This is a genomic window from Spirillospora sp. CA-128828, assembly GCF_050945415.1.
Taxonomy (GTDB): Bacteria; Actinomycetota; Actinomycetes; order Streptosporangiales; family Streptosporangiaceae; genus Spirillospora.
The window spans coordinates 8757128-8774935 of record NZ_CP191986.1 but is presented as its reverse complement, the minus strand read 5'-3'; the positions used below and the strand labels follow the sequence as shown (position 1 = coordinate 8774935).

Sequence of the window (17808 nt, the reverse complement as noted above, 5' to 3'; positions counted from 1 at the left end):
TCAGGCGCCGACGTAGGCCGCGAGGTGCTCGCCGGTGAGGGTGGAGCGGGCGGCGACGAGATCGGCGGGGGTTCCCTCGAAGACGACCCGGCCGCCGTCGTGGCCGGCGCCGGGGCCGAGGTCGATGATCCAGTCGGCGTGCGCCATGACCGCCTGGTGGTGCTCGATGACGATGACCGACTTGCCGGAGTCGACGAGCCGGTCGAGCAGGCCGAGCAGCTGCTCGACGTCCGCGAGGTGGAGCCCGGTGGTCGGCTCGTCGAGGATGTAGACGCCGCCCTTCTCCGCCATGCGGGTGGCGAGCTTGAGCCGCTGCCGCTCGCCTCCGGACAGCGTGGTGAGCGGCTGGCCGAGGTGCAGGTAGGCGAGCCCGACATCGGCGAGCCGGTCGAGGATCTTGTGGGCGGCCGGCGTGCGCGCCTCGCCGGCCTGGAAGAACTCCTCGGCCTCGGCGACCGACATCGCGAGCACCTCGGCGATGTTCCGGCCCCCCAGCGTGTACTCCAGCACCGACGCCTGGAACCGCTTCCCCTCGCACTCCTCGCAGGTGGACTCGACGGTGGCCATGACGCCCAGCTCGGTGAAGATGACTCCGGCGCCGTTGCAGGCGGGGCAGGCGCCCTCGGAGTTGGCGCTGAACAACGCCGGCTTCACGCCGTTGGCCTTCGCGAACGCCTTGCGGATCGGGTCGAGGAGGCCGGTGTAGGTCGCCGGGTTGCTGCGCCGCGAACCGCGGATCGCGCCCTGGTCGACCACCACCACGCCGTCGCGGCCGGCGACCGAACCGTGGATCAGCGAGCTCTTGCCGGAACCGGCCACGCCGGTGACCACGCAGAGCACCCCGAGCGGGATGTCGACGTCCACGTCCTGGAGGTTGTGCGTCGACGCGCCCCGGATCTCCAGTGCCCCCGAGGACGAACGCACCGAATCCTTGAGGGCCGCCTTGTCGTCGAGATGGCGGCCGGTGGTGGTGTCACTTCCGCGCAGCCCTTCCACGGTGCCCTCGAAGCAGACGGTGCCGCCCCCCGAGCCGGCGCCGGGGCCGAGGTCGACGACGTGGTCGGCGATGGCGATCGCCTCGGGCTTGTGCTCCACGACCAGCACGGTGTTGCCCTTGTCCCGCAGCCGCAACAGCAGGTCGTTCATCCGCTCGATGTCATGCGGGTGCAGGCCGATCGTCGGCTCGTCGAAGACGTAGGTGACGTCGGTCAGCGACGACCCGAGGTGGCGGATCATCTTGGTGCGCTGCGCCTCGCCGCCGGACAGGGTGCCCGCGGGACGGTCGAGCGAGAGGTAGCCCAGCCCGATCTCCGCGAACGAGTCGAGCAGGTGCTGCAGCCCGGTGAGCAGCGGGGCCACCGACGGCTCGTCCAGGCCCCGGACCCACTCGGCCAGGTCGCTGATCTGCATCTCGCAGACGTCGGCGATGCTCTTCCCCTTGATCTTCGACGACCGGGCCTCCGGGCCGAGCCGGGTGCCGTCGCACTCGGGACAGGTCGTGAACGTCACCGCGCGCTCGACGAACGCCCGGATGTGCGGCTGCAGCGCGTCGACGTCCTTGGCCAGGAACGACTTCTGGATCTTCGGGATCAGCCCCTCGTAGGTCAGGTTGATGCCCTCGACCTTGATCTTGGTCGGCTCCTTGTAGAGAAGGTCGTGCAGTTCCTTCTTGGTGTACTTGCTGATCGGCTTGTCGGGGTCGAAGAAGCCGCAGCCGCGGTAGATGCGGCCGTACCAGCCGTCCATGCTGTAGCCGGGGATCGTCAGGGCGCCCTCGTTGAGCGACCTGGCGTCGTCGTACAGCGCGGACAGGTCGAAGTCGGTGACCGAGCCCATGCCCTCGCAGCGCGGGCACATGCCGCCCAGCCGGTTGAAGGTCGCCTTCTCGGCCTTGGTCTTGCCGCCCCGCTCGACGGTGATCGCACCGCTGGCCTTCACCGACGGGACGTTGAACGAGTACGCGTTGGGCGAGCCGATGTGCGGCCGCCCGAGCCGGCTGAAGAGGATGCGCAGCATCGCGTTGGCGTCGGTCGCGGTGCCGACGGTGGAGCGGGGGTTGGCGCCCATCCGCTCCTGGTCGACGATGATCGCGGTCGTCAGCCCGTCGAGGAAGTCGACCTCGGGCCGCGCCAGCGTCGGCATGAACCCCTGCACGAAGGCGCTGTAGGTCTCGTTGATCAGCCGCTGCGACTCCGCCGCGATCGTGGCGAACACCAGAGAGCTCTTACCGGAGCCGGAGACGCCGGTGAACGCCGTCAGCCGCCGCTTGGGGATCTCGACGCTGACGTCCTTGAGGTTGTTCACCCGTGCCCCGTGCACGCGGATCAGATCGTGGGTGTCGGCTGCGTGCGGCGCAGGCGGCTGCGCGTCCGTGCTCGTGGCCATGCTCTTCGTGTCTCCATCCGTTGAGGGGTGCCGCCTGCGCGGTCTCCGCGGCGCGCCCGGCCGACGTCAGACTAGCCAGCGGCCGTCGCGCATCAGGTCCCGGCCGGTCAGCTCGTTCTCCTCGCGCCACGCCTGGACGCGCCGCGGGGTGATCCGGAACCAGCGGTACGGCGTGGCCAGGGTGCGCGGGTCGAAGCCGGTGCGCTCGGCGAACCGGTCGCCCCGCTCCCGCGGCAGCGCGCCGATCTCGAGCACCTCGACTTCGCCCTCGATCACGGAGACGTCGCGGGTGGGGCCGAGTGCCAGGCGAACCGTCCGCTTTTCCGGGGGGTGTGGGGGGTCGTCCCCCCACAGGAGACCGGTCCGGGTGGCGGCGAGGTTCCTGCCGGTCGGGCTGTCCGCCGGCGTGGCCAGCAGCAGCGCCTCGCCGTCCCACACGAAGGACAGCGGCACCAGGTACGGCGCACCGTCCGCCGAGGCACTGGCCACCCACACGTCGACGTCGTGGGCGAGCCGATGCTCGGTGTCGCGCCGGCGCTCGGCACGGGAGCGGGGTGTGGCGCTCATCGGTCCTGGAGTAGACCGAGGACGTTGCCGTCGGGGTCGGTGACGGTGGCCACCAGGCGGCCGCCGCCGACGTCGTGCGCGGGCTCCTCGACCTTGGCGCCGGCGGCGGTCATCTCGGCCAGCTTCGCCTCGATGTCCGGCACGTGCCAGTAGGCGACCGGCGAGGCCATGCCCTGCGGCCCCCCGTTCGGCACCAGCCCGATGTGCTGGCCTTCGGCCTCGAAGCCGACATAGTAGGACTCGTCCGTCTGCGGCGGGACGCCGAGCAGGGCGGCGTACACCGGCTTGGCAGCCGCCAGGTCGGACACGGGGTGCAGCACGGTCTTGATTCCCTGGGTGGCAGAACCGGTCATGATCACTCCTGAGGTCGTGGGTCGCATCGGACCGCCGTTTCTTCCGATCACGCTAATCGCGGCCCGGTGACCTCCGCTTCTCGATTCCTGACCGGTTCGGTCATCGGGGTTGGCCCGGGGCGGCCGGGGGACAATGGGGTGTGGCTCGGTGGGTCCTGCACGTCGATCTGGACCAGTTCATCGCCGCCGTCGAGGTGCTGCGCCGCCCGGAACTGCGCGGGCGGCCGGTCGTCGTCGGCGGTGACGGCGATCCGGCCAAGCGCGGCGTGGTCAGCACCGCCTCCTACGAGGCCCGCGCCTACGGCGTGCACTCCGGGCTGCCGCTTCGCACGGCGGTGCGGCGATGCCCGGACGCGGTGTTCCTGCCCGTGGACAGGGACCGCTACGAGGCCGTCTCGCACCAGGTCATGCAGACACTGAAGGGTCTCGGCCTCGTGGTCGAGGTGCTCGGCTGGGACGAGGCGTTCCTGGCCGTCGACGGCGACGACCCCGAGGCCGTGGCCGAGGAGATCCGTGACCGGGTGCGCGCGGCGACGGGACTCGAATGCTCGGTGGGCATCGGGCGGAACAAGCTCCAGGCGAAGCTGGCGACCGGCTTCGGCAAACCGGCCGGGGTCTTCCGGATCACGGGAGAGACGTGGTTCGAGGTGCTCGGCGACCGGCCGGCGGACGCGCTCTGGGGCATCGGGGCCAAGACGGCCAAGCGGCTGAAAGGGCTGGGCATCGCCACGGTCGGCGAACTCGCGGCGGCCGATCCGGGCGCCCTCGCCGAGGAGATGGGGCCGACGATCGGCCCGTGGCTGGTGCTGCTCGCGCAGGGCCGGGACAACTCGCCGGTGAGCGACGCGCCGTACGTCCCCCGCTCGTGCGGGCGCGAGACCACGTACCAGCATGATCTGGACGACTGGGAGGACGTCCGCCGCGAGGTCTCCCGGCTGGCGCGATGGGTCGCCGGCGACGTCGCCGACGACGGCAGGGACGTCGCCCGCGTCATCGTCAAGGTCCGGTACGCGCCGTTCATCACCCAGACCCACGGCCGGACGCTCGGCACGCCGACGGTCGGGCCCGACCGGATCGAGGAGGCCGCGCTCGCCGCCCTCGACGGGTTCACCGGCCGCCGCCCGGTGCGCCTCCTCGGGGTCCGCGCCGAGTTCGCGCGGTGAAGCTTGACCTGCCTCTATAGCTGCTTTTTACCTATTTGTCGGGTTTTGGGGTGTTGGGGGCCGGGGAGGTACGCCGTCGTTGCCAGATGTAGCGACGGGGGAGAGAGCACATGAAGAGGGTCATGACCGGGGCACTGATCGCCGCAGTCGTCGGGCTCGGGGGAGCGGGCGCCGCGGCGGCCGCCGAGCCGTCCCACGACCAGAACACGCGCCAGGACTGCCGCACCTACTCCAGCGTCACCAAGTGCGGCCAGGTCCAGCTCAACGAGAAGCAGCGCGCGTGCGTGACCTCGGCGGTCCAGCAGGGCATGACCGAGCGCCGGGCCACCGTGGAGTGCTCCGCCTTCGGGTAGGACCCGCCGCGATCACGAAGGGGCCCGATCCCATTCGGATCGGGCCCCTTCGCGTGCTGACCGGCGGCTCAGCGCGGGGGCTGGGCGTTGGTCCATTCGGTGATCTGGAACGCCTGGTACGAGGCCAGCTCGCCGGGCTTGTGGAATCGGTCGGGCATGTTCTTCGCCTCCAGCCGGCGGGGCTTGCCGTCGTCCCCCGTGGGGAGCGGCCGGCTGCCGTGCGGCGGGGTCGCCACGAGATCCCGGATGGCCAGCAGGGTTCCGGTGGCGGGGTCGACGACGAACTGACGCCGGTAGGTACCGAGCTGCTTGGGCGCGGTGAACAGGCCGAGGGGCGTGGTGGTCTTCAGCGGCAGCGAGATCACCGTTCCGGTGCGGCCGAGCGGGTCGGTCGTCGGGCCTTCGGCCCTGATGCCGGGCTGGGCCGCGAGCATCCGGTACACGGCCGCGCGCACCGCGGGCGGCGCGGGTGCGGTGGACAGCAGCGTCCCGGCCACGTCGGTCAGGGCCCTGATGCGCTCCTGCCCCCGCAGGGCACGGATCGGTTCCGCCTTCTCACCGTCCCGGGAGACGGCGTGCCAATGGCCCTTGAGACCCAGCAGGACCTTCTCCAGCTCCTCCGGCCGCGTGGGAAGCTCGGCGATCTGTGCCGGTGTCATGCCGTAGTACCGGTCGTCGGACGGCATCCAGTTCCGGCCTCCCTCCCCATAGGTCGACATGTCCAGGAACACCGTGCCCACGGCGCCCTCAGGGTCGGGAACCGGGACCATCTTGGGGGAACCCGCCGCCTCCCACTTCCGCTTGTCCTGGGCGGTGACCGGGACGTCGGCCAGTTCGACGTGGGAGCTGCGGCCCTTGCCGTCCGGGCCGATCCACGTCTCGTTCCCCTGCCTGGAGTCGACCTTGTAGTGGTTCGCGGCACTCTTGCCGACCGCGTAGATGTCGCCCATCACGGTCTTGGTGTGCCAGTAGCGTCCGGTCGGCGCCTTCTGCGCGTTGGTCGCGGCGACCAGCAGCGCGTTGCCGGGCGTGATGGTCTTCTCTCCGCCCGGCGCGGGGGACGAGTCGTCGCCCGGCCGCAGCGCGATGACGCCGACCGTCCCGGCGGCGACGGCCGCGGCCGTCGCCGCCGCCAGCAGCGGAACCTTGAAACCGCGCCGGGGGCGGGCCGGGACCCCGGTCCGCCAGTTGGTGCGCAGGGCGAGCCGGTCCGGGTTCTCCTGCTCGGCCAGCGCGGTCCTCATCTGCCGCAGCGCGTCGAGTTCATCCATTGGTCATCTCCTGAGGGAGGGCCTTGCGGAGCTTGTTCCGGGCCCGGTGGATCTTGGCCTTCACGGTGCCGAGCGGCAGATCGAGCGTCGCCGCGATCTCGGCGTAGGACATTTCGGCCCAGGCGAGGAGCAGGACGGCGTCGCGTTCCTGCGCGCTCAGCGAGGCGAGCGCCTTCGCCAGCGCCGGCCCGAGCGCGGCGGCCGCCGCGCGGTCGCCGGCAAGGTCGGCGACGCCGTCCTCGGCCGGGTCCACTCCGGTCCGGGCGAACGCCCGGTACATGCGCGTCTCCTGCCGGTGGTGCCTGGCGATCAGTTTCGCGGCGATGCCCCACAGCCAGGCGCCGAACTCCCGGCGTCCGTCGAACCTCGCCCGCTGCCGGAACGCGGTCGCGAACGCCTCCGACACGAGGTCGTCGGCGAGGGGCGGCCCGAGCCGCCGTTTGACGTAGGCGTGCAGCCGCGGCGCGTGGCGGCGGAACAGCTCACCGAAGGCTTCGGGGTCGTCCAGCGACGCGGCGACGATCCTTGAATCGTCCAGTTCGTCGCCGGCATGGCTCACCGCGCCCATGGGCGTCTTTTCATGGAGCCGATCTCCGTGAGTAGAGGATGCGGACACTCCCTCTATCCCGAAGCCCGCTCCCCGGTTGCGCTGAGGTCCGGGGTCAGTCCAGCGGGAGAGGACGGCGGGGGACGGGGGCCGACTGGAGGATCGAGGTCGTCGTGCGGGCGTAGGGGGTGAAGCGGTCCAGGATCGGTTCCAGCTCCTCGACCGCGCGCAGATGGGCGAGGAAGAAGAAGCAGTCGTCGCCCGTGATGCGGTGGCACTCGGTGATCTGCGGGATCTCGTCGGCGATCTTGGGGATGCGGCTCAGCTCGCGGGGGCTCGGGCTGACCCGGACGAGGATCGTGATCGGGAAGCCCAGCGCGACCGGGTCGACGGTGGCGTGGTAGCCGGTGATGACGCCGGTGTCCTCCAGCCGCTGGACGCGCTCGGCCACGGCCGGCGCGGAGAGCGCGACACGGCGGCCCAGCTCGGCGAGCGACGCGCGGCCGTCCCGCTGCAGCTCGGTGAGGATCCTGAGGTCGATCGCGTCGAGCGGCTTGGGTTCGTAGGCGCGGCCAGGTCGGCCCCTTCGGTTCGCCATTCCTCCAACCTACGAAGCGGCCGACGATACGGCCATGTCGTTTCCGCCTTGGACGTACTTCGTCGGCAGCGCCGTCTTCCACTACCTCGGCCCCTCCTTCGCAGTGCTCCTGTTCTCCCGTGTCGGCCCCCTGGGAGTGGCAGGAATCCGGATATGGAGCGCCGTCCTCGTGTTCGCGCTCTGGCGCCGGCCATGGCGGACGTTCGACCGCGACGGATGGCGGACGATCGTGGTCTGGGGCGCCGTGCTCGCCGCCATGAACTCGTCCCTCTATATGGCGATCGCGAGGTTGCCCTTGGCGACGGTGGCGGCGATCGAGTTCCTGCCCGTCGTCGGCCTGGCCGCCCTGGGAGCGCGAACCGGACGCAACCTCGTGGCACTGGTGGCGGCCGTCGCAGGCGTCTATGTACTGACGGACGTACGGCTTGAAGGTGAGCCGCTGGGGTTCGTCCTCGCGTTCGCCAACGCGGCACTGTTCGCGCTGTACGTGGTGGTCGCCCACAGGGGGAATCGACGGGCTGGCCATGGCGATGGTCGCCGCGACGGTGTTCGTCCTTCCCATCGGTGGCGTCCAGGCCGTCCCCGTACTGAACGATCCAGCCGTGCTCGCCGCGGGCATCGGCGTGGGCATCACGTCGTCCGTCATCCCCTATGTGTGCGACCAGTTGGCCATGGCGCGGCTCAGCCGGGCGACGTACGCGCTGATGGTGGCCCTGCTGCCGGCGACCGCGACCGTGACCGGCCTGGTGGTGCTGCGGCAGGTACCGACGGCGGCGGAGCTCGCAGGGGTCGGGCTGGTGATCGCCGGCGTCGCGGTCCACCGCGGAGAACGCTGAGAGGGCGGTTGCGGATCAGGCGTCCCGTGGACGGTCAGAAAGGCGGCGTCGTCCGACGATGCCGATATCAGCCCAACTCAAATCTGGAGTGTTGCCATGAGAAAACTCGGCCCTGTGCCGGACGCCTCCTCCGTCCTGATCATGATCCTCGGCCTCCCGGCCGACGTGGACATCCTCGTTGAGGGCGACCGCGACACCGTCGAGGCCGACCTGGAGCCCATCGGCGACGGCTTCGAGAAAGCCGCCGAGAAGGCCTCCCTCAAGCGGTCGGCGTCGGACGGGTCGGCGGTCCTGATGGTCCACCGCGCTTCTCGCCGGCCTCTCTTCTCCGGCCCGCCGTCCATCAGCGACGGGAGCCTGAAGATCACGGTCAGGGTGCCCCAAGGCATCGGGGTCCGCGGCATCGTCCGAGGACTCGTCACCGTCTCGGGCGGTTACGACAGGAACCTCTTCACCGTCACGAGCGATGCGGAGACCTACCTCTGAGGCCCACCCTCCGAGGAACAGTCGAGGGCCCGGGTTCACCGGGCCCTTCGCCTCTGAAGCCGACCTTGACGACGCCGGAAGCCGGAGGGGCATGGGGTACTGGATGAGCTTGAGCAGGTACGACGGCGGCGAGGTCGCGGCGGTGCTCGACCATCCGCATGGGTTGCGCGCCGGCCTCAGGCGGCTGTGGGACGTCTGGGACGACCTGCCCCTCGGCCCCGGATATGACCCGTCCGGCTCCCTGCGCAAACTGGAGGAGGTGGACACGCACCGGGCCTGGGACGCCCTGCACGTCCTCCTCACGGGCCACCCGGACGAGGACGAGGAGGCTGTTTCCGGAGATCCGCCCGCCTGCGATGTGGTGATGGGCGGCCTCGTCATGAACGAAACCGGGGAAGGCTCCCTCTTCCACGTCCCGCGCCTCCTGCGTCCCCACCAGGTTCGCGCGGTGGACGGTTTCCTACGCGCCCTGGACCGCGACACTCTGATCCGTGAGAGTCACGCGTATCTGAAGGAGATCCGGCCCTACTCGTTCGAGGGCTGGGGACGGCTGGCGAGCGGCGAGGCAGGGGACATGGTGGAACACGGCGTCCTCGCGAACGTCTTCGACACCGTCCGAGACTTCTACGCCCGCGCCGCGGCGGGCGGCAACGCCGTCATCAAAGAGATCGGCTAGGCCGGTCGTCCTCCTCTTGGTGGCCGCCGGGGGCGGGGTGCACCGTGGAGGGCGTTGAGAGGAGAGGTCATGGAACAGGTACGGCTCGGCACGACGGGAATGCGGGTCTCGCAGATCTGCCTCGGGATGATGAGCTACGGCGACCCCGGCATGCGGCCGTGGGCCTTGGACGAGGACGCGGCGGAGCCGATCGTCCGGCGGGCCGTGGAAGGCGGCGTGACGTTCTTCGACACCGCCGACATGTACTCCCGGGGCGTCAGCGAGCAGATCACCGGAAGCCTCCTGGCGAAGCTCTTCCAAAGGCGGGACGACTACGTACTGGCGACCAAGGTGTGTCTCCCCATGGGGGACGGCCCTAACGACAAGGGCCTGTCGCGCAAGCACGTGATGGCGGGCATCGACGCCTCGCTTCGGCGGCTCGGCACCGACTATGTGGACCTCTACCAGATCCACAGGTGGGACTACGGGACACCCATCGAAGAGACCATGGAGGCTCTGCACAACGTCGTGAAGGCGGGCAAGGCCAGATACATCGGTGCGTCCAGCATGTACGCGTGGCAGTTCGCCAAGGCCCAGCACGTCGCCGAGACACACGGCTGGACGAAGTTCGTCACCATGCAGAACCACTACAAATAGTACTTCACTTCATGCGCGTTAGGGCAGGACTCCACTGCGACCACGAAGAGTGATCGCCGTCCGCGCAGCACTTTCGGCGCAAGCTATGTGATGTGCCTCACTTTTTGCTCGGGTGCAGCCATGCGTCAGCAGGCATCACCGGACGCCACCGGACGCCAGCGGTCACCAACGGACAACCCCACACAGTGCGAAAGGCCCTACAGGCAGGGACTTGTAGGGGTTTGGTTGTCGCTGAGCCGTGGCAATCTTGATCACGGAGTCGCGCGAGCGTCTTCGTGACAGGCAAGTGGCATGCCGGGTCGGCTCCGGCACCGGGGTTCCCGTGAGGGGCCTCATACCAACGGACAGCCGTACGACATCGCACCTACGCACAGGCAGCAGCCAGCCGGGTGGGCTCCGGCACCGGAGATAGGCGCCAGGCGGAAGGCGTTCCGCTGATCAAGCCTCACACTGACAGCCCTTACCAACTTCTCTCAGATACGCCACTCGCCGAGAAGCATCTGACCACTCAGGCAGGCGTCAGCATGCCCGGCGTCAGGTGCTCGGGTCCCGAAGCACACCACGCGCTCTTTCCGCCGAGAGAAGGAGCGATCAGGGTTGGAACCCATCCCGGAAGCCATCGCATGGGGCAAGCGCCAGGCCGAGCGCTCCCCGCGCTGGACAGACGCCAAGTGGCGTCAGGTCGGGACGATCTTCGGGGTTGCGCTGTCCCCCGAAGGCTTCCCCGCCGGGCAAGACCAGGCCGAGGACGGCCAAGACGACGAGACCCTGCGGGACGCGGCATGAGCAGCGCCCCGCAGATGCCGGAACTACCGCCCGAACTTGCGGCCGCCGTACAGCGTGCGGCGATGCCGGACTTTCCCCGCTGGCACGAGATGATCAAGTCCACCGGAGGATGCGAGCAGCCGGTACGGCTACGTGGTGAGCGGATCACGCTGGACGGTGAGACCGGCGAGTTGATCGAGGCGTACTCGACTGACGATGAGCCGACCGGGTTCCTGATCACGGCGTGCGGGAACCGTCGTGCGTCCCGTTGCACCGCGTGCGCCGAGGTCTACCGAGACGACACTTACCACCTGATCATCTCCGGACTCACCGGAGGGAAGGGCGTCCCCGAGGAGGTCAGCGGGCACCCGTGCGTCTTCCTTACCCTCACAGCCCCCTCGTTCGGCGCTGTTCACGCCCACCGGGAGAAGGCCGGGAAGCCCCAGCCATGCCGACCCCGACGAGACAACCCCACATGCCCGCACGGCCGCCCTGAAGGATGCCGGGCACGGCACAAGCCCGACGACCCGCAGACCGGGCAGCCGATCTGCCGCGATTGCTACGACTACCCGGCCGCCGTCTTGTGGAACGCCCGCGCCCCGGAGCTGTGGCGACGCCTCACCCTCACCGTGCCGAGGCTGATCACGGCCGAGCTAGGCATCACCCACAAGGCCCTACGCGAGCAGGCCCGCCTGTCGTACGCCCGTGTCATCGAGTACCAGCGACGCGGGTTGATCCACTTCCACGCCGTGGTGCGCCTGGACGGGCCGGACGGCCCCGATCAGCCCCCGCCCGCATGGGCGACGACCGAGCTGTTGGAGCGAACGCTCCGCACTGCCGCCGCACAGGTTGAGGTGTCGGCCCCGGGAGGGGACGAGGGGAGCCCGCCGCTCGTCCTGCGGTGGGGGCGCCAGCTCAATACCCAGCCCATCCAGGTGGCGGCCGAGCTGGACGGCATTGCCGACAAGCACGTGGCCCGCTACATCGCCAAGTACGCCACCAAGGGCGCAGAGGACTCCGGCACCGTAGACCGCCCGATCCGGTACTCGACACAGATCAACGCGTTGAAGGTGTCCGAGCACGCCCGCCGCATGATCTGGACGTGCTTCACTCTGGCCGACCTGCGCGAGTACCACGACCTACGGCTACGCAACTGGGCTCACATGCTGGGGTACGGGGGACACTTCTCTTCCAAGTCCCGTCGCTACTCGGTCACGCTCACCGAGCTACGCCAGACCCGCGCCGACCACGCCGCCCAAGCAGCCCGCCATGCCGAGGGACTCCCCGAGCCGGACCCCAATCGGGACACGGTGACCACCGGGCAATGGAAGTACCTCGGAAGCGGTCTCATGCATGGAGAGCACTTCTGGGCAGAGCAGGCCCGCAACAGGGTCCAGCAGGCGAGAACCGTCCGGAATCAGCTCACCGAGCGTGACGAGGAGCGGAAGGCGAGCTAGCCCGGACCACCCGGCGTCGAGGAGTTTCATTACAGGGTCAAGGGCGCCCCGCTTCGCGGGTCGCCGGGCGGCCGCGCTCGGCTCTGCGAGCCGGGCATGCGGCCTGTTCCGTCCGTTCCCGTCTCGCGCCGCCGCGCACCGCCGCCCCACCCGCCAGCGGGGCATCATGAGCACGCAAGCGAGCCCGCACCGGCCAAGCGCCCATATCGGGTGACGTGCACGGTTCTGAGCCGTCCGTGCGGGACTCTGCGAAGGTCGGTTGAGCCCCCTGGTACCAGGGGGCTCCCGCCCCCTGGACCCCCGGAGCCGGAGCACTCATTCGCGCGAATCGGTCTTGCCTACATAGGCCCGTTCGCGCGAATAAGCACTCCGGACCGATGCGCGCCCGTGCAACCAGAAGCCGGGTCGATGTTGCTCGGACTCCCAGAGTTCGCACAGGTGCCGACAGGCGAACAGATCGGGGCTTTGCGTGAGACCCCCGTCTCCGGACGGTCGAGGGTGGTCGCTCACACGGCGATCGGCCTCAGCCAACCGAAAGGAGCCTGTCATGGCCGCAGGCAACGGGAACACCGGCGGGACGGGCGAAGATCCCGAACTCACCCAACAAGAGGAAGATGCCCTCATGGAGGGCCTCACCCTGGGGGCCCAGGCCTTCGACGCTCATCCCTCCTACCTGGAGGACGAGGTCAAGGGCGCTGGCCCCGACCCGGACCAGCTCAAGTAGGTAGTCCGGGAGAACGACCGGTCCGTGCTCCGATCAAGGGGCACGGACCGTACCTGTTTCGGAGCGGTGGCGGGTGCGTGGCTGGGCCCGTCCACCGCAGGGCGGGACCGTGGACGGCCGCCGCGCCTTGCGCGTGCGGCCTGGGGGCCGTTCGCGGCGCTGCCCCGACCACCGCCCCGCCCGCCGTGGACGGCCCGCACGTACCGCACCGCGCAAGCCAAGGCAGCCCCCGCGCAAGACAGGCCGCACCAATGCCGGGCAGCGGCTTCCAGGCCGGGCGACGCTTGAGACGGAATTGCCGACACGGCGCCGGCTGACTCCCTTCGGTCGCCCCTACGGGGTGGCCTACGGCCATCGACCGGCCCCAACCCTGCCAGCACACGGGGAAGCCGCGGCCCTCATGCCGTCACCGGCCGGACGGACGAGCCAGGAACTTGCGTTGAGGCCACGGCCAGGCCGCCGGGTTCTCGATCGCTTCGCGCAGTTCACGAGGGTTGGCCGCTTCCACCAGCCGCGTACCGTCGGACGAAGCGACCATCGCCCACCATGCCCCCGTGGCCCGCCCGTACCAGGCGACCACCCGCGACGCAGGACGCCTACTCATCGGACTGCGCGGCAAGCTTGCCCTTGACCGCCACGACCACATCAGGCATGTGCGCGTCGTCGGCCGGAGCGATCGCACCCCCGCCGGAGAACGCGAACCACAGCTCACCACCGCAGACCGCGCGCCGGTCGCAGCGAACCACCACTGGCGACCCGAACGCGGCAGGGACCGCAAGTAGCGGATCAGACTCGGCCACTTCCACCGCGTACCCGTGCGACTTGAGAGCCTGCGCCAACGCCCAGACCCGCAACCGCCGCGCCTCTGTGATCTCCGAAATCTCCGTTGCCATGACTCCACTCCTCGCATGCAGTCGGCTTCTGACTCAGCGTGAAGTGCGACCGTAGGCAGGACGGAACGCGGCGACCCGTACTCGCGTGAAGGGAAAGAACCCGTACTTCAGTACGGGTCAGACGACACCCGCTCGTTGAGCCAGGCCGCGCAGTGCCGGAGTACTGGCCCGATGCTCGCGACGTACCAACTCGGTGAGCAGTTCGTTCGTACGGGGGTGATAGCGGACGAGCTCAGGCGACAGACGTTCGGCCCTGAGTAGCGTGTTCACGGCGGCCGCGTCCTTGCGTTGCAGGGCGTAGGCCCGTGCGAGGTCGAGAAAGACTTGAGCGCGGCGGCCGAGGAGGCCAGGGCCGAGGGAATCGACGGCGAGCGGTTCGCTGCGCTTGAGAGCAAGCTTCGCATCTCCGAATGCGACGGCCGATGACACCTCGTGAATCAGGACGTTGGTCGGCCCGAACGCTGTCCAGAAGTCGTTTCGGTCGCTGCCAAGCTCGTTCGCGACCGCGAGAGCGGAGGCGAGATGCTCGCTTACCGCTGCACGATCGAACCGAGCAGCGGCCGCCGTGACCGCGACGAGGCACAGTCCACCACGCACGGAGAGCAACAGGGGAGAAGAACGACGCCTGGACCCGGCGAGGGCATCGCGCGAGCGGATGGCCATGTCCTCGGCCTCACGAGCGCGCTTCTGACGAATGAGTATGTAGCCGAGCCGATAAGCGCTGACGGCGGCCAGGAGGGGCCGATCCGCCATACGAGCGGCTGACAGCGACCTGTCGGCGGCTGTCCAGGCGAGATCGGCCTCGCCGACACGGTTCAAGGTCATGGCTGCCGACTGGTAGACGAGCGCACACAGTGTGTAGGCCGAGCGCCTGTCGTCCCCGTTCCGCGTCTGACACGCCCGTTCGGCTGAAATGATCAAGCGGGTAAGGAGCCGTCCAGCTTCGTCATATCGCGTGGCTTGGTAGGTCCTGTTCGCGCGCCGTACCTCGTGGGCCAGCCAAGAGAGACGCGGCTTGCCGTCGAGGTCCCCCCGCCCGTTGATCGTTGCCGGAAGGGTCTCATAGCGGAGCATCGCTTCACGGATGCCCGCCGCCCCCTCGTATCTCGCCATGTTCCCACCTACGTCGTCACTGGTGAGCTGGTGATAGTCCATACCGAGCACCTCGGCCAGGCGGACGAGGACTGAGTGACTGTCAATCGACCGCCGTCCGCGTGCGACCTGGCTGAGCCAGCTTTCGGAACGTCCGACCAGGCCCGACACGACCACCTGGGAGAGTCCGCGCCGCCGACGCTGACGAGCGATCCGCTGGCCTATCTCTGCGCGAGCGTCCACGGTCCGTCTCCCTTTCAGCCGGTCAACCGTCGAGGATGCTGCCCAACTCAGTGAGGATCTGATCCCAGGTTGGCATGCGCGCGTGCGGAGGGGCAGCCGGATCGAACAGGACCCGGACGCCAGCTCTACGCAACGTCTCCACGTTGCCCGTGAACACCGGATGGCGGGCGAGCGCGTCTTTGAGAAGAGGCGCGGCCACTATCGGTACGCCGAATCCCATCAGTTCACAGAGCAGACTCACGGCGAACGTGTCCGCGAAGCCCGCCGCCCACTTGTTGATCGTGTTGAAGGTTGCCGGAGCGACCACCACCGCGTCGGCGGTCGGCAGCTCGTTCGGCTCGCCCGGCATGCGGAACTCGCTCCGCACAGGTCCACCGGTCAACGCCGCGAGGCGTCGAGAGTCGATGAAGCGCAGCCCCATCGGGGTGGCGATCACGACGACCCGCCATCCCGAATCCTGCGCCAGCTTGACGAAGGTCTCAGCGTCAGACGCCGCCGGGGCCGCGCAGACGACAAGGTAAAGAACTCCGCGTGAGGTCACGCCCCTACTCTGCCGGAGCCACGCCCACAGGGCAGCTCAGACCTTGCCGCCGAAGCGGTCCATTCCGCGCCCTCTCAACTCGCCGAGGCGAGCGAGATCGGCCCTCAGTTTGTACGCCAGACCGGGTCGAGTAGGTCGGGGTTGAACTTCTTGTTGCCCTTGCCTGCCGGGTACATGATCACCGCGTGCAGGGCCGAGCGGATGTAGGTGCGCTTCACCGAGATCGGAAACCCGCCCTCCTCCTCTGCGAGGTACCAGCGGCGCCGCACCTCGGAAGCGCTCGTGTCGTCCCGCGCTGCCTTCGCTGCGATCGCCGCCTCGTGCTTGTTTTTCTCGGCGCGAAGCTGGCTGATCTGCTGCTCCAGCCCAGGGACCAGCTTGAAGAACAGGTCATTGGTGATCTGCCGCCCATTCCACTGGTGGGTCAGCGCGTCTAGCTGGGCTTCCACCTCCTTGAGTTCACCAGCCCGAGGCCACTCCTGGTCTTGGGGGCCGGAGGAGAACGACGCCTCTTCGAGCTTTGCCAGGACCGCCTCAGAGACGAACATGTCCACCAGGTCGCCGCGCCGGGAGACACCGCCGCAACCGCCCTCAGAGCGGCTAAGGCAGCTATAGGTGTGGTGTGCCGCATCCTTCGCTCGGTTGGAGCGAAGGGGCGTGTTGCAGAGCGTTCCGTCCGGGAGCCGCCGCCCGCAGCGCAGGATGCCCGACAGTAGATAGGTGTGGTCCCGGTAGTCGGCCGGGTGCGGACGGCCGATCTTCATGTCACGTCCCACGAAGTGCCCCTTGCGGCTCTCGAAGGTCGCCCGGACGGCCGACCACTGCTCAGGGCTGACGATCGGTTCCCACTGGCCTTGAACGGGTGCGCCGTCCAGACCCCGAACCAACTCGCCGTGGATCTCCCGCCAGCCGCAGATACGGGGACTGCACAGCGCGACCTTGAGAGAGCGAACGCTCCAGTCGTTCCCGCGCGCCGTCTTCACCCCACGCTCTTGCCACGCCATGACGATCGAGTGCACAGACCGGCCGCTCAGGAAGTCCTTGACCGCCTGGGTCAGTAGTTCGGCCTCACGCGGTTCAAGGCTCAGCCGGTCGTCCTTCCAGCCGAACGGACGAGGCCCGCCGACCGGCCGACCCTCCTCCGCACGAGCCCGATGCGACCGCCGCATACGACGCTGCATCTTGCGCACCTCCATCTTGGAGATGACCGCCCCGAACAGACCCATGCTCTCTACGTCTTCGCTGTAGAGGTCCTTCGGCCCCCGCTGGTCTGCGAACACTCGGTTGTCCTGGTGGGTGAACGCCTCTACGAAGCGTTCGTAGTCGCCAGGCCGCCGCGCTAGACGATCCTCGGCAAGGATCACCACACCTTCTACATGGGTGCCGTCCGGGAGACGGCCCGCCCGGAGCGCGGTCAGCATCGACTCGAAGTCGTCGCGGACGACCTCGAACTTGGCGGCCGACTTGTCGGTGTCCGTGAACTCATGGACCACCGTCCAGCCGTAGCGCGCCGCAGTCTCCCGGTTGGCCTTGTGCTGATCCTTGACGCCGTGGGAGTCCCGCTTGATGTCGGCGGAGATACGCGCGTAGGAGACGACCGGGATCAGGGAGCCGGACGAGGGCATTCCTACCTCCGTAGGTGTTCGTACATGAAGTGAACCACTACAACCTCATCTATAGAGAAGAGGAGCGGGAGATGATCCCGCTGTGCGCCGATCAGGGGGTGGGCCTCATCCCGTGGAGCCCGCTCGCCCGGGGGATGCTCGCCGGCAACCGGGAGAGGGGCGGGGAGCGCAAGACCTCCCGGTCCCAGAACGACGCCTACGGCGACAGCCTGTACGTGGAGTCCGACTTCGACGTCGTCGACGCCGTCCGCGAGGTGGCGTCGGAGCGGGGCGTCCCGGCGGCTCAGGTCGCGCTCGCGTGGCTGCTCGCCAATCCGGCTGTGACCGCGCCGATCGTGGGAGCGACGAAGCTCACCCACATCGACGACGCGATCGCCGCGGTGAGCCTCCGGCTGGACGAGAAGGAGATCGAGCGGATGCAGGCCCCGTACCGGCCGCACCCGGTCATCGGGCACTCCTGATCCCACCTGCGGAAGTCGCCCCCGGGCCGGAACGGTCCGGGGGCATTCCACGTCTATCAGGGGTGGTGATTTGCGATACCACGGGCGATCGGGGCAGGCTGGGTGCGAGAACGCCCACGCATGGCAAGACCGCCAC

At 69.1% G+C, this 17808-nt stretch carries 19 protein-coding genes and 1 pseudogene; 10 read left to right on the top strand and 10 right to left on the bottom strand.

The genetic code is table 11. The features are described from left to right. The 3 genes from ACQPXG_RS42120 to ACQPXG_RS42110 form a co-directional block, all read right to left on the bottom strand. On the bottom strand, positions 1 to 2385 hold the full coding sequence (locus tag ACQPXG_RS42120) for an ATP-binding cassette domain-containing protein (protein ID WP_433464730.1): 2385 nt from the start codon (positions 2383 to 2385) through the stop codon (positions 1 to 3). Between the two features lie 66 nt (positions 2386 to 2451). Next, positions 2452 to 2952 carry a pyridoxamine 5'-phosphate oxidase family protein gene (locus ACQPXG_RS42115; protein WP_433464729.1) on the bottom strand — a complete coding sequence of 167 codons (501 nt, stop codon included), beginning with the start codon at positions 2950 to 2952 and terminating at the stop codon, positions 2452 to 2454. Further along, a complete protein-coding gene (locus ACQPXG_RS42110) occupies positions 2949 to 3305 on the bottom strand; it encodes a VOC family protein (RefSeq protein WP_433464728.1) in 357 nt (118 codons plus the stop codon). The genes ACQPXG_RS42115 and ACQPXG_RS42110 overlap by 4 nt, the downstream gene beginning before the upstream one ends. Positions 3306 to 3445: 140 nt before the next feature. Between ACQPXG_RS42110 and ACQPXG_RS42105 the strand changes: the two genes are divergently transcribed. Both ACQPXG_RS42105 and ACQPXG_RS42100 read left to right on the top strand, forming a co-directional pair. Then, a complete protein-coding gene (locus tag ACQPXG_RS42105; protein WP_433464727.1) occupies positions 3446 to 4468 on the top strand; it encodes a DNA polymerase IV in 1023 nt (340 codons plus the stop codon). 110 nt (positions 4469 to 4578) lie between these two features. Then, positions 4579 to 4821, top strand: a complete 243-nt coding sequence (locus ACQPXG_RS42100) for a hypothetical protein (protein WP_433464726.1) — start codon at positions 4579 to 4581, stop codon at positions 4819 to 4821. Positions 4822 to 4889: 68 nt separating this feature from the next. On the opposite strand, the gene ACQPXG_RS42095 is transcribed toward ACQPXG_RS42100, so the two are convergent. The 3 genes from ACQPXG_RS42095 to ACQPXG_RS42085 all read right to left on the bottom strand — a co-directional run bounded on the left by ACQPXG_RS42095 (position 4890) and on the right by ACQPXG_RS42085 (position 7237). Beyond that, positions 4890 to 6092 carry a CU044_5270 family protein gene (locus tag ACQPXG_RS42095; RefSeq protein WP_433464725.1) on the bottom strand — a complete coding sequence of 401 codons (1203 nt, stop codon included), beginning with the start codon at positions 6090 to 6092 and terminating at the stop codon, positions 4890 to 4892. Continuing rightward, on the bottom strand, positions 6085 to 6660 hold the full coding sequence (locus tag ACQPXG_RS42090) for an RNA polymerase sigma factor (RefSeq protein WP_433464724.1): 576 nt from the start codon (positions 6658 to 6660) through the stop codon (positions 6085 to 6087). The genes ACQPXG_RS42095 and ACQPXG_RS42090 overlap by 8 nt, the downstream gene beginning before the upstream one ends. A gap of 94 nt (positions 6661 to 6754) precedes the next feature. Next, entirely contained in the window at positions 6755 to 7237 is a 483-nt protein-coding gene (locus ACQPXG_RS42085) for an Lrp/AsnC family transcriptional regulator (protein ID WP_433464723.1), read from the bottom strand. Positions 7238 to 7761: 524 nt separating this feature from the next. On the opposite strand from ACQPXG_RS42085, the gene ACQPXG_RS42080 reads away from it, so the two are divergent. From ACQPXG_RS42080 to ACQPXG_RS42050, 7 genes and pseudogenes are all read left to right on the top strand, one after another. Beyond that, entirely contained in the window at positions 7762 to 8073 is a 312-nt protein-coding gene (locus ACQPXG_RS42080; RefSeq protein WP_433464722.1) for an EamA family transporter, read from the top strand. Positions 8074 to 8169: 96 nt separating this feature from the next. Next, entirely contained in the window at positions 8170 to 8559 is a 390-nt protein-coding gene (locus ACQPXG_RS42075) for a hypothetical protein (RefSeq protein WP_433464721.1), read from the top strand. Positions 8560 to 8662: 103 nt separating this feature from the next. Then, complete coding sequence (locus ACQPXG_RS42070) at positions 8663 to 9235, top strand: DUF1877 family protein (RefSeq protein ID WP_433464720.1); 573 nt, start codon at positions 8663 to 8665, stop codon at positions 9233 to 9235. Positions 9236 to 9304: 69 nt separating this feature from the next. Then, positions 9305 to 9865: pseudogene (locus ACQPXG_RS42065) on the top strand (aldo/keto reductase); the annotation flags it as partial. 603 nt (positions 9866 to 10468) lie between these two features. Continuing rightward, entirely contained in the window at positions 10469 to 10657 is a 189-nt protein-coding gene (locus tag ACQPXG_RS42060) for a hypothetical protein (RefSeq protein ID WP_433464719.1), read from the top strand. Next, positions 10654 to 12093 carry a replication initiator gene (locus ACQPXG_RS42055; RefSeq protein WP_433464718.1) on the top strand — a complete coding sequence of 480 codons (1440 nt, stop codon included), beginning with the start codon at positions 10654 to 10656 and terminating at the stop codon, positions 12091 to 12093. Before ACQPXG_RS42060 ends, ACQPXG_RS42055 begins: the two co-directional genes overlap by 4 nt. A 547-nt stretch (positions 12094 to 12640) precedes the next feature. Then, positions 12641 to 12817 (top strand): hypothetical protein, encoded by a 177-nt coding sequence (locus tag ACQPXG_RS42050; protein WP_433464717.1) that lies wholly within the window; start codon positions 12641 to 12643, stop codon positions 12815 to 12817. 596 nt (positions 12818 to 13413) lie between these two features. On the opposite strand, the gene ACQPXG_RS42045 is transcribed toward ACQPXG_RS42050, so the two are convergent. From ACQPXG_RS42045 to ACQPXG_RS42030, 4 genes are all read right to left on the bottom strand, one after another. Continuing rightward, a complete protein-coding gene (locus ACQPXG_RS42045; protein WP_433464716.1) occupies positions 13414 to 13710 on the bottom strand; it encodes a hypothetical protein in 297 nt (98 codons plus the stop codon). A 117-nt stretch (positions 13711 to 13827) separates the two neighbouring features. Beyond that, positions 13828 to 15045, bottom strand: coding sequence for a helix-turn-helix domain-containing protein (locus tag ACQPXG_RS42040; RefSeq protein ID WP_433464715.1), 1218 nt, complete (start codon positions 15043 to 15045; stop codon positions 13828 to 13830). Positions 15046 to 15067: 22 nt separating this feature from the next. Continuing rightward, positions 15068 to 15586 (bottom strand): flavoprotein, encoded by a 519-nt coding sequence (locus ACQPXG_RS42035; RefSeq protein ID WP_433464714.1) that lies wholly within the window; start codon positions 15584 to 15586, stop codon positions 15068 to 15070. Positions 15587 to 15690: 104 nt separating this feature from the next. Continuing rightward, positions 15691 to 17211, bottom strand: a complete 1521-nt coding sequence (locus ACQPXG_RS42030) for a recombinase family protein (protein WP_433464713.1) — start codon at positions 17209 to 17211, stop codon at positions 15691 to 15693. A 14-nt stretch (positions 17212 to 17225) separates the two neighbouring features. On the opposite strand from ACQPXG_RS42030, the gene ACQPXG_RS42025 reads away from it, so the two are divergent. Continuing rightward, entirely contained in the window at positions 17226 to 17672 is a 447-nt protein-coding gene (locus ACQPXG_RS42025; RefSeq protein WP_433464712.1) for an aldo/keto reductase, read from the top strand. The last annotated feature ends 136 nt before the right edge of the window (positions 17673 to 17808 follow it).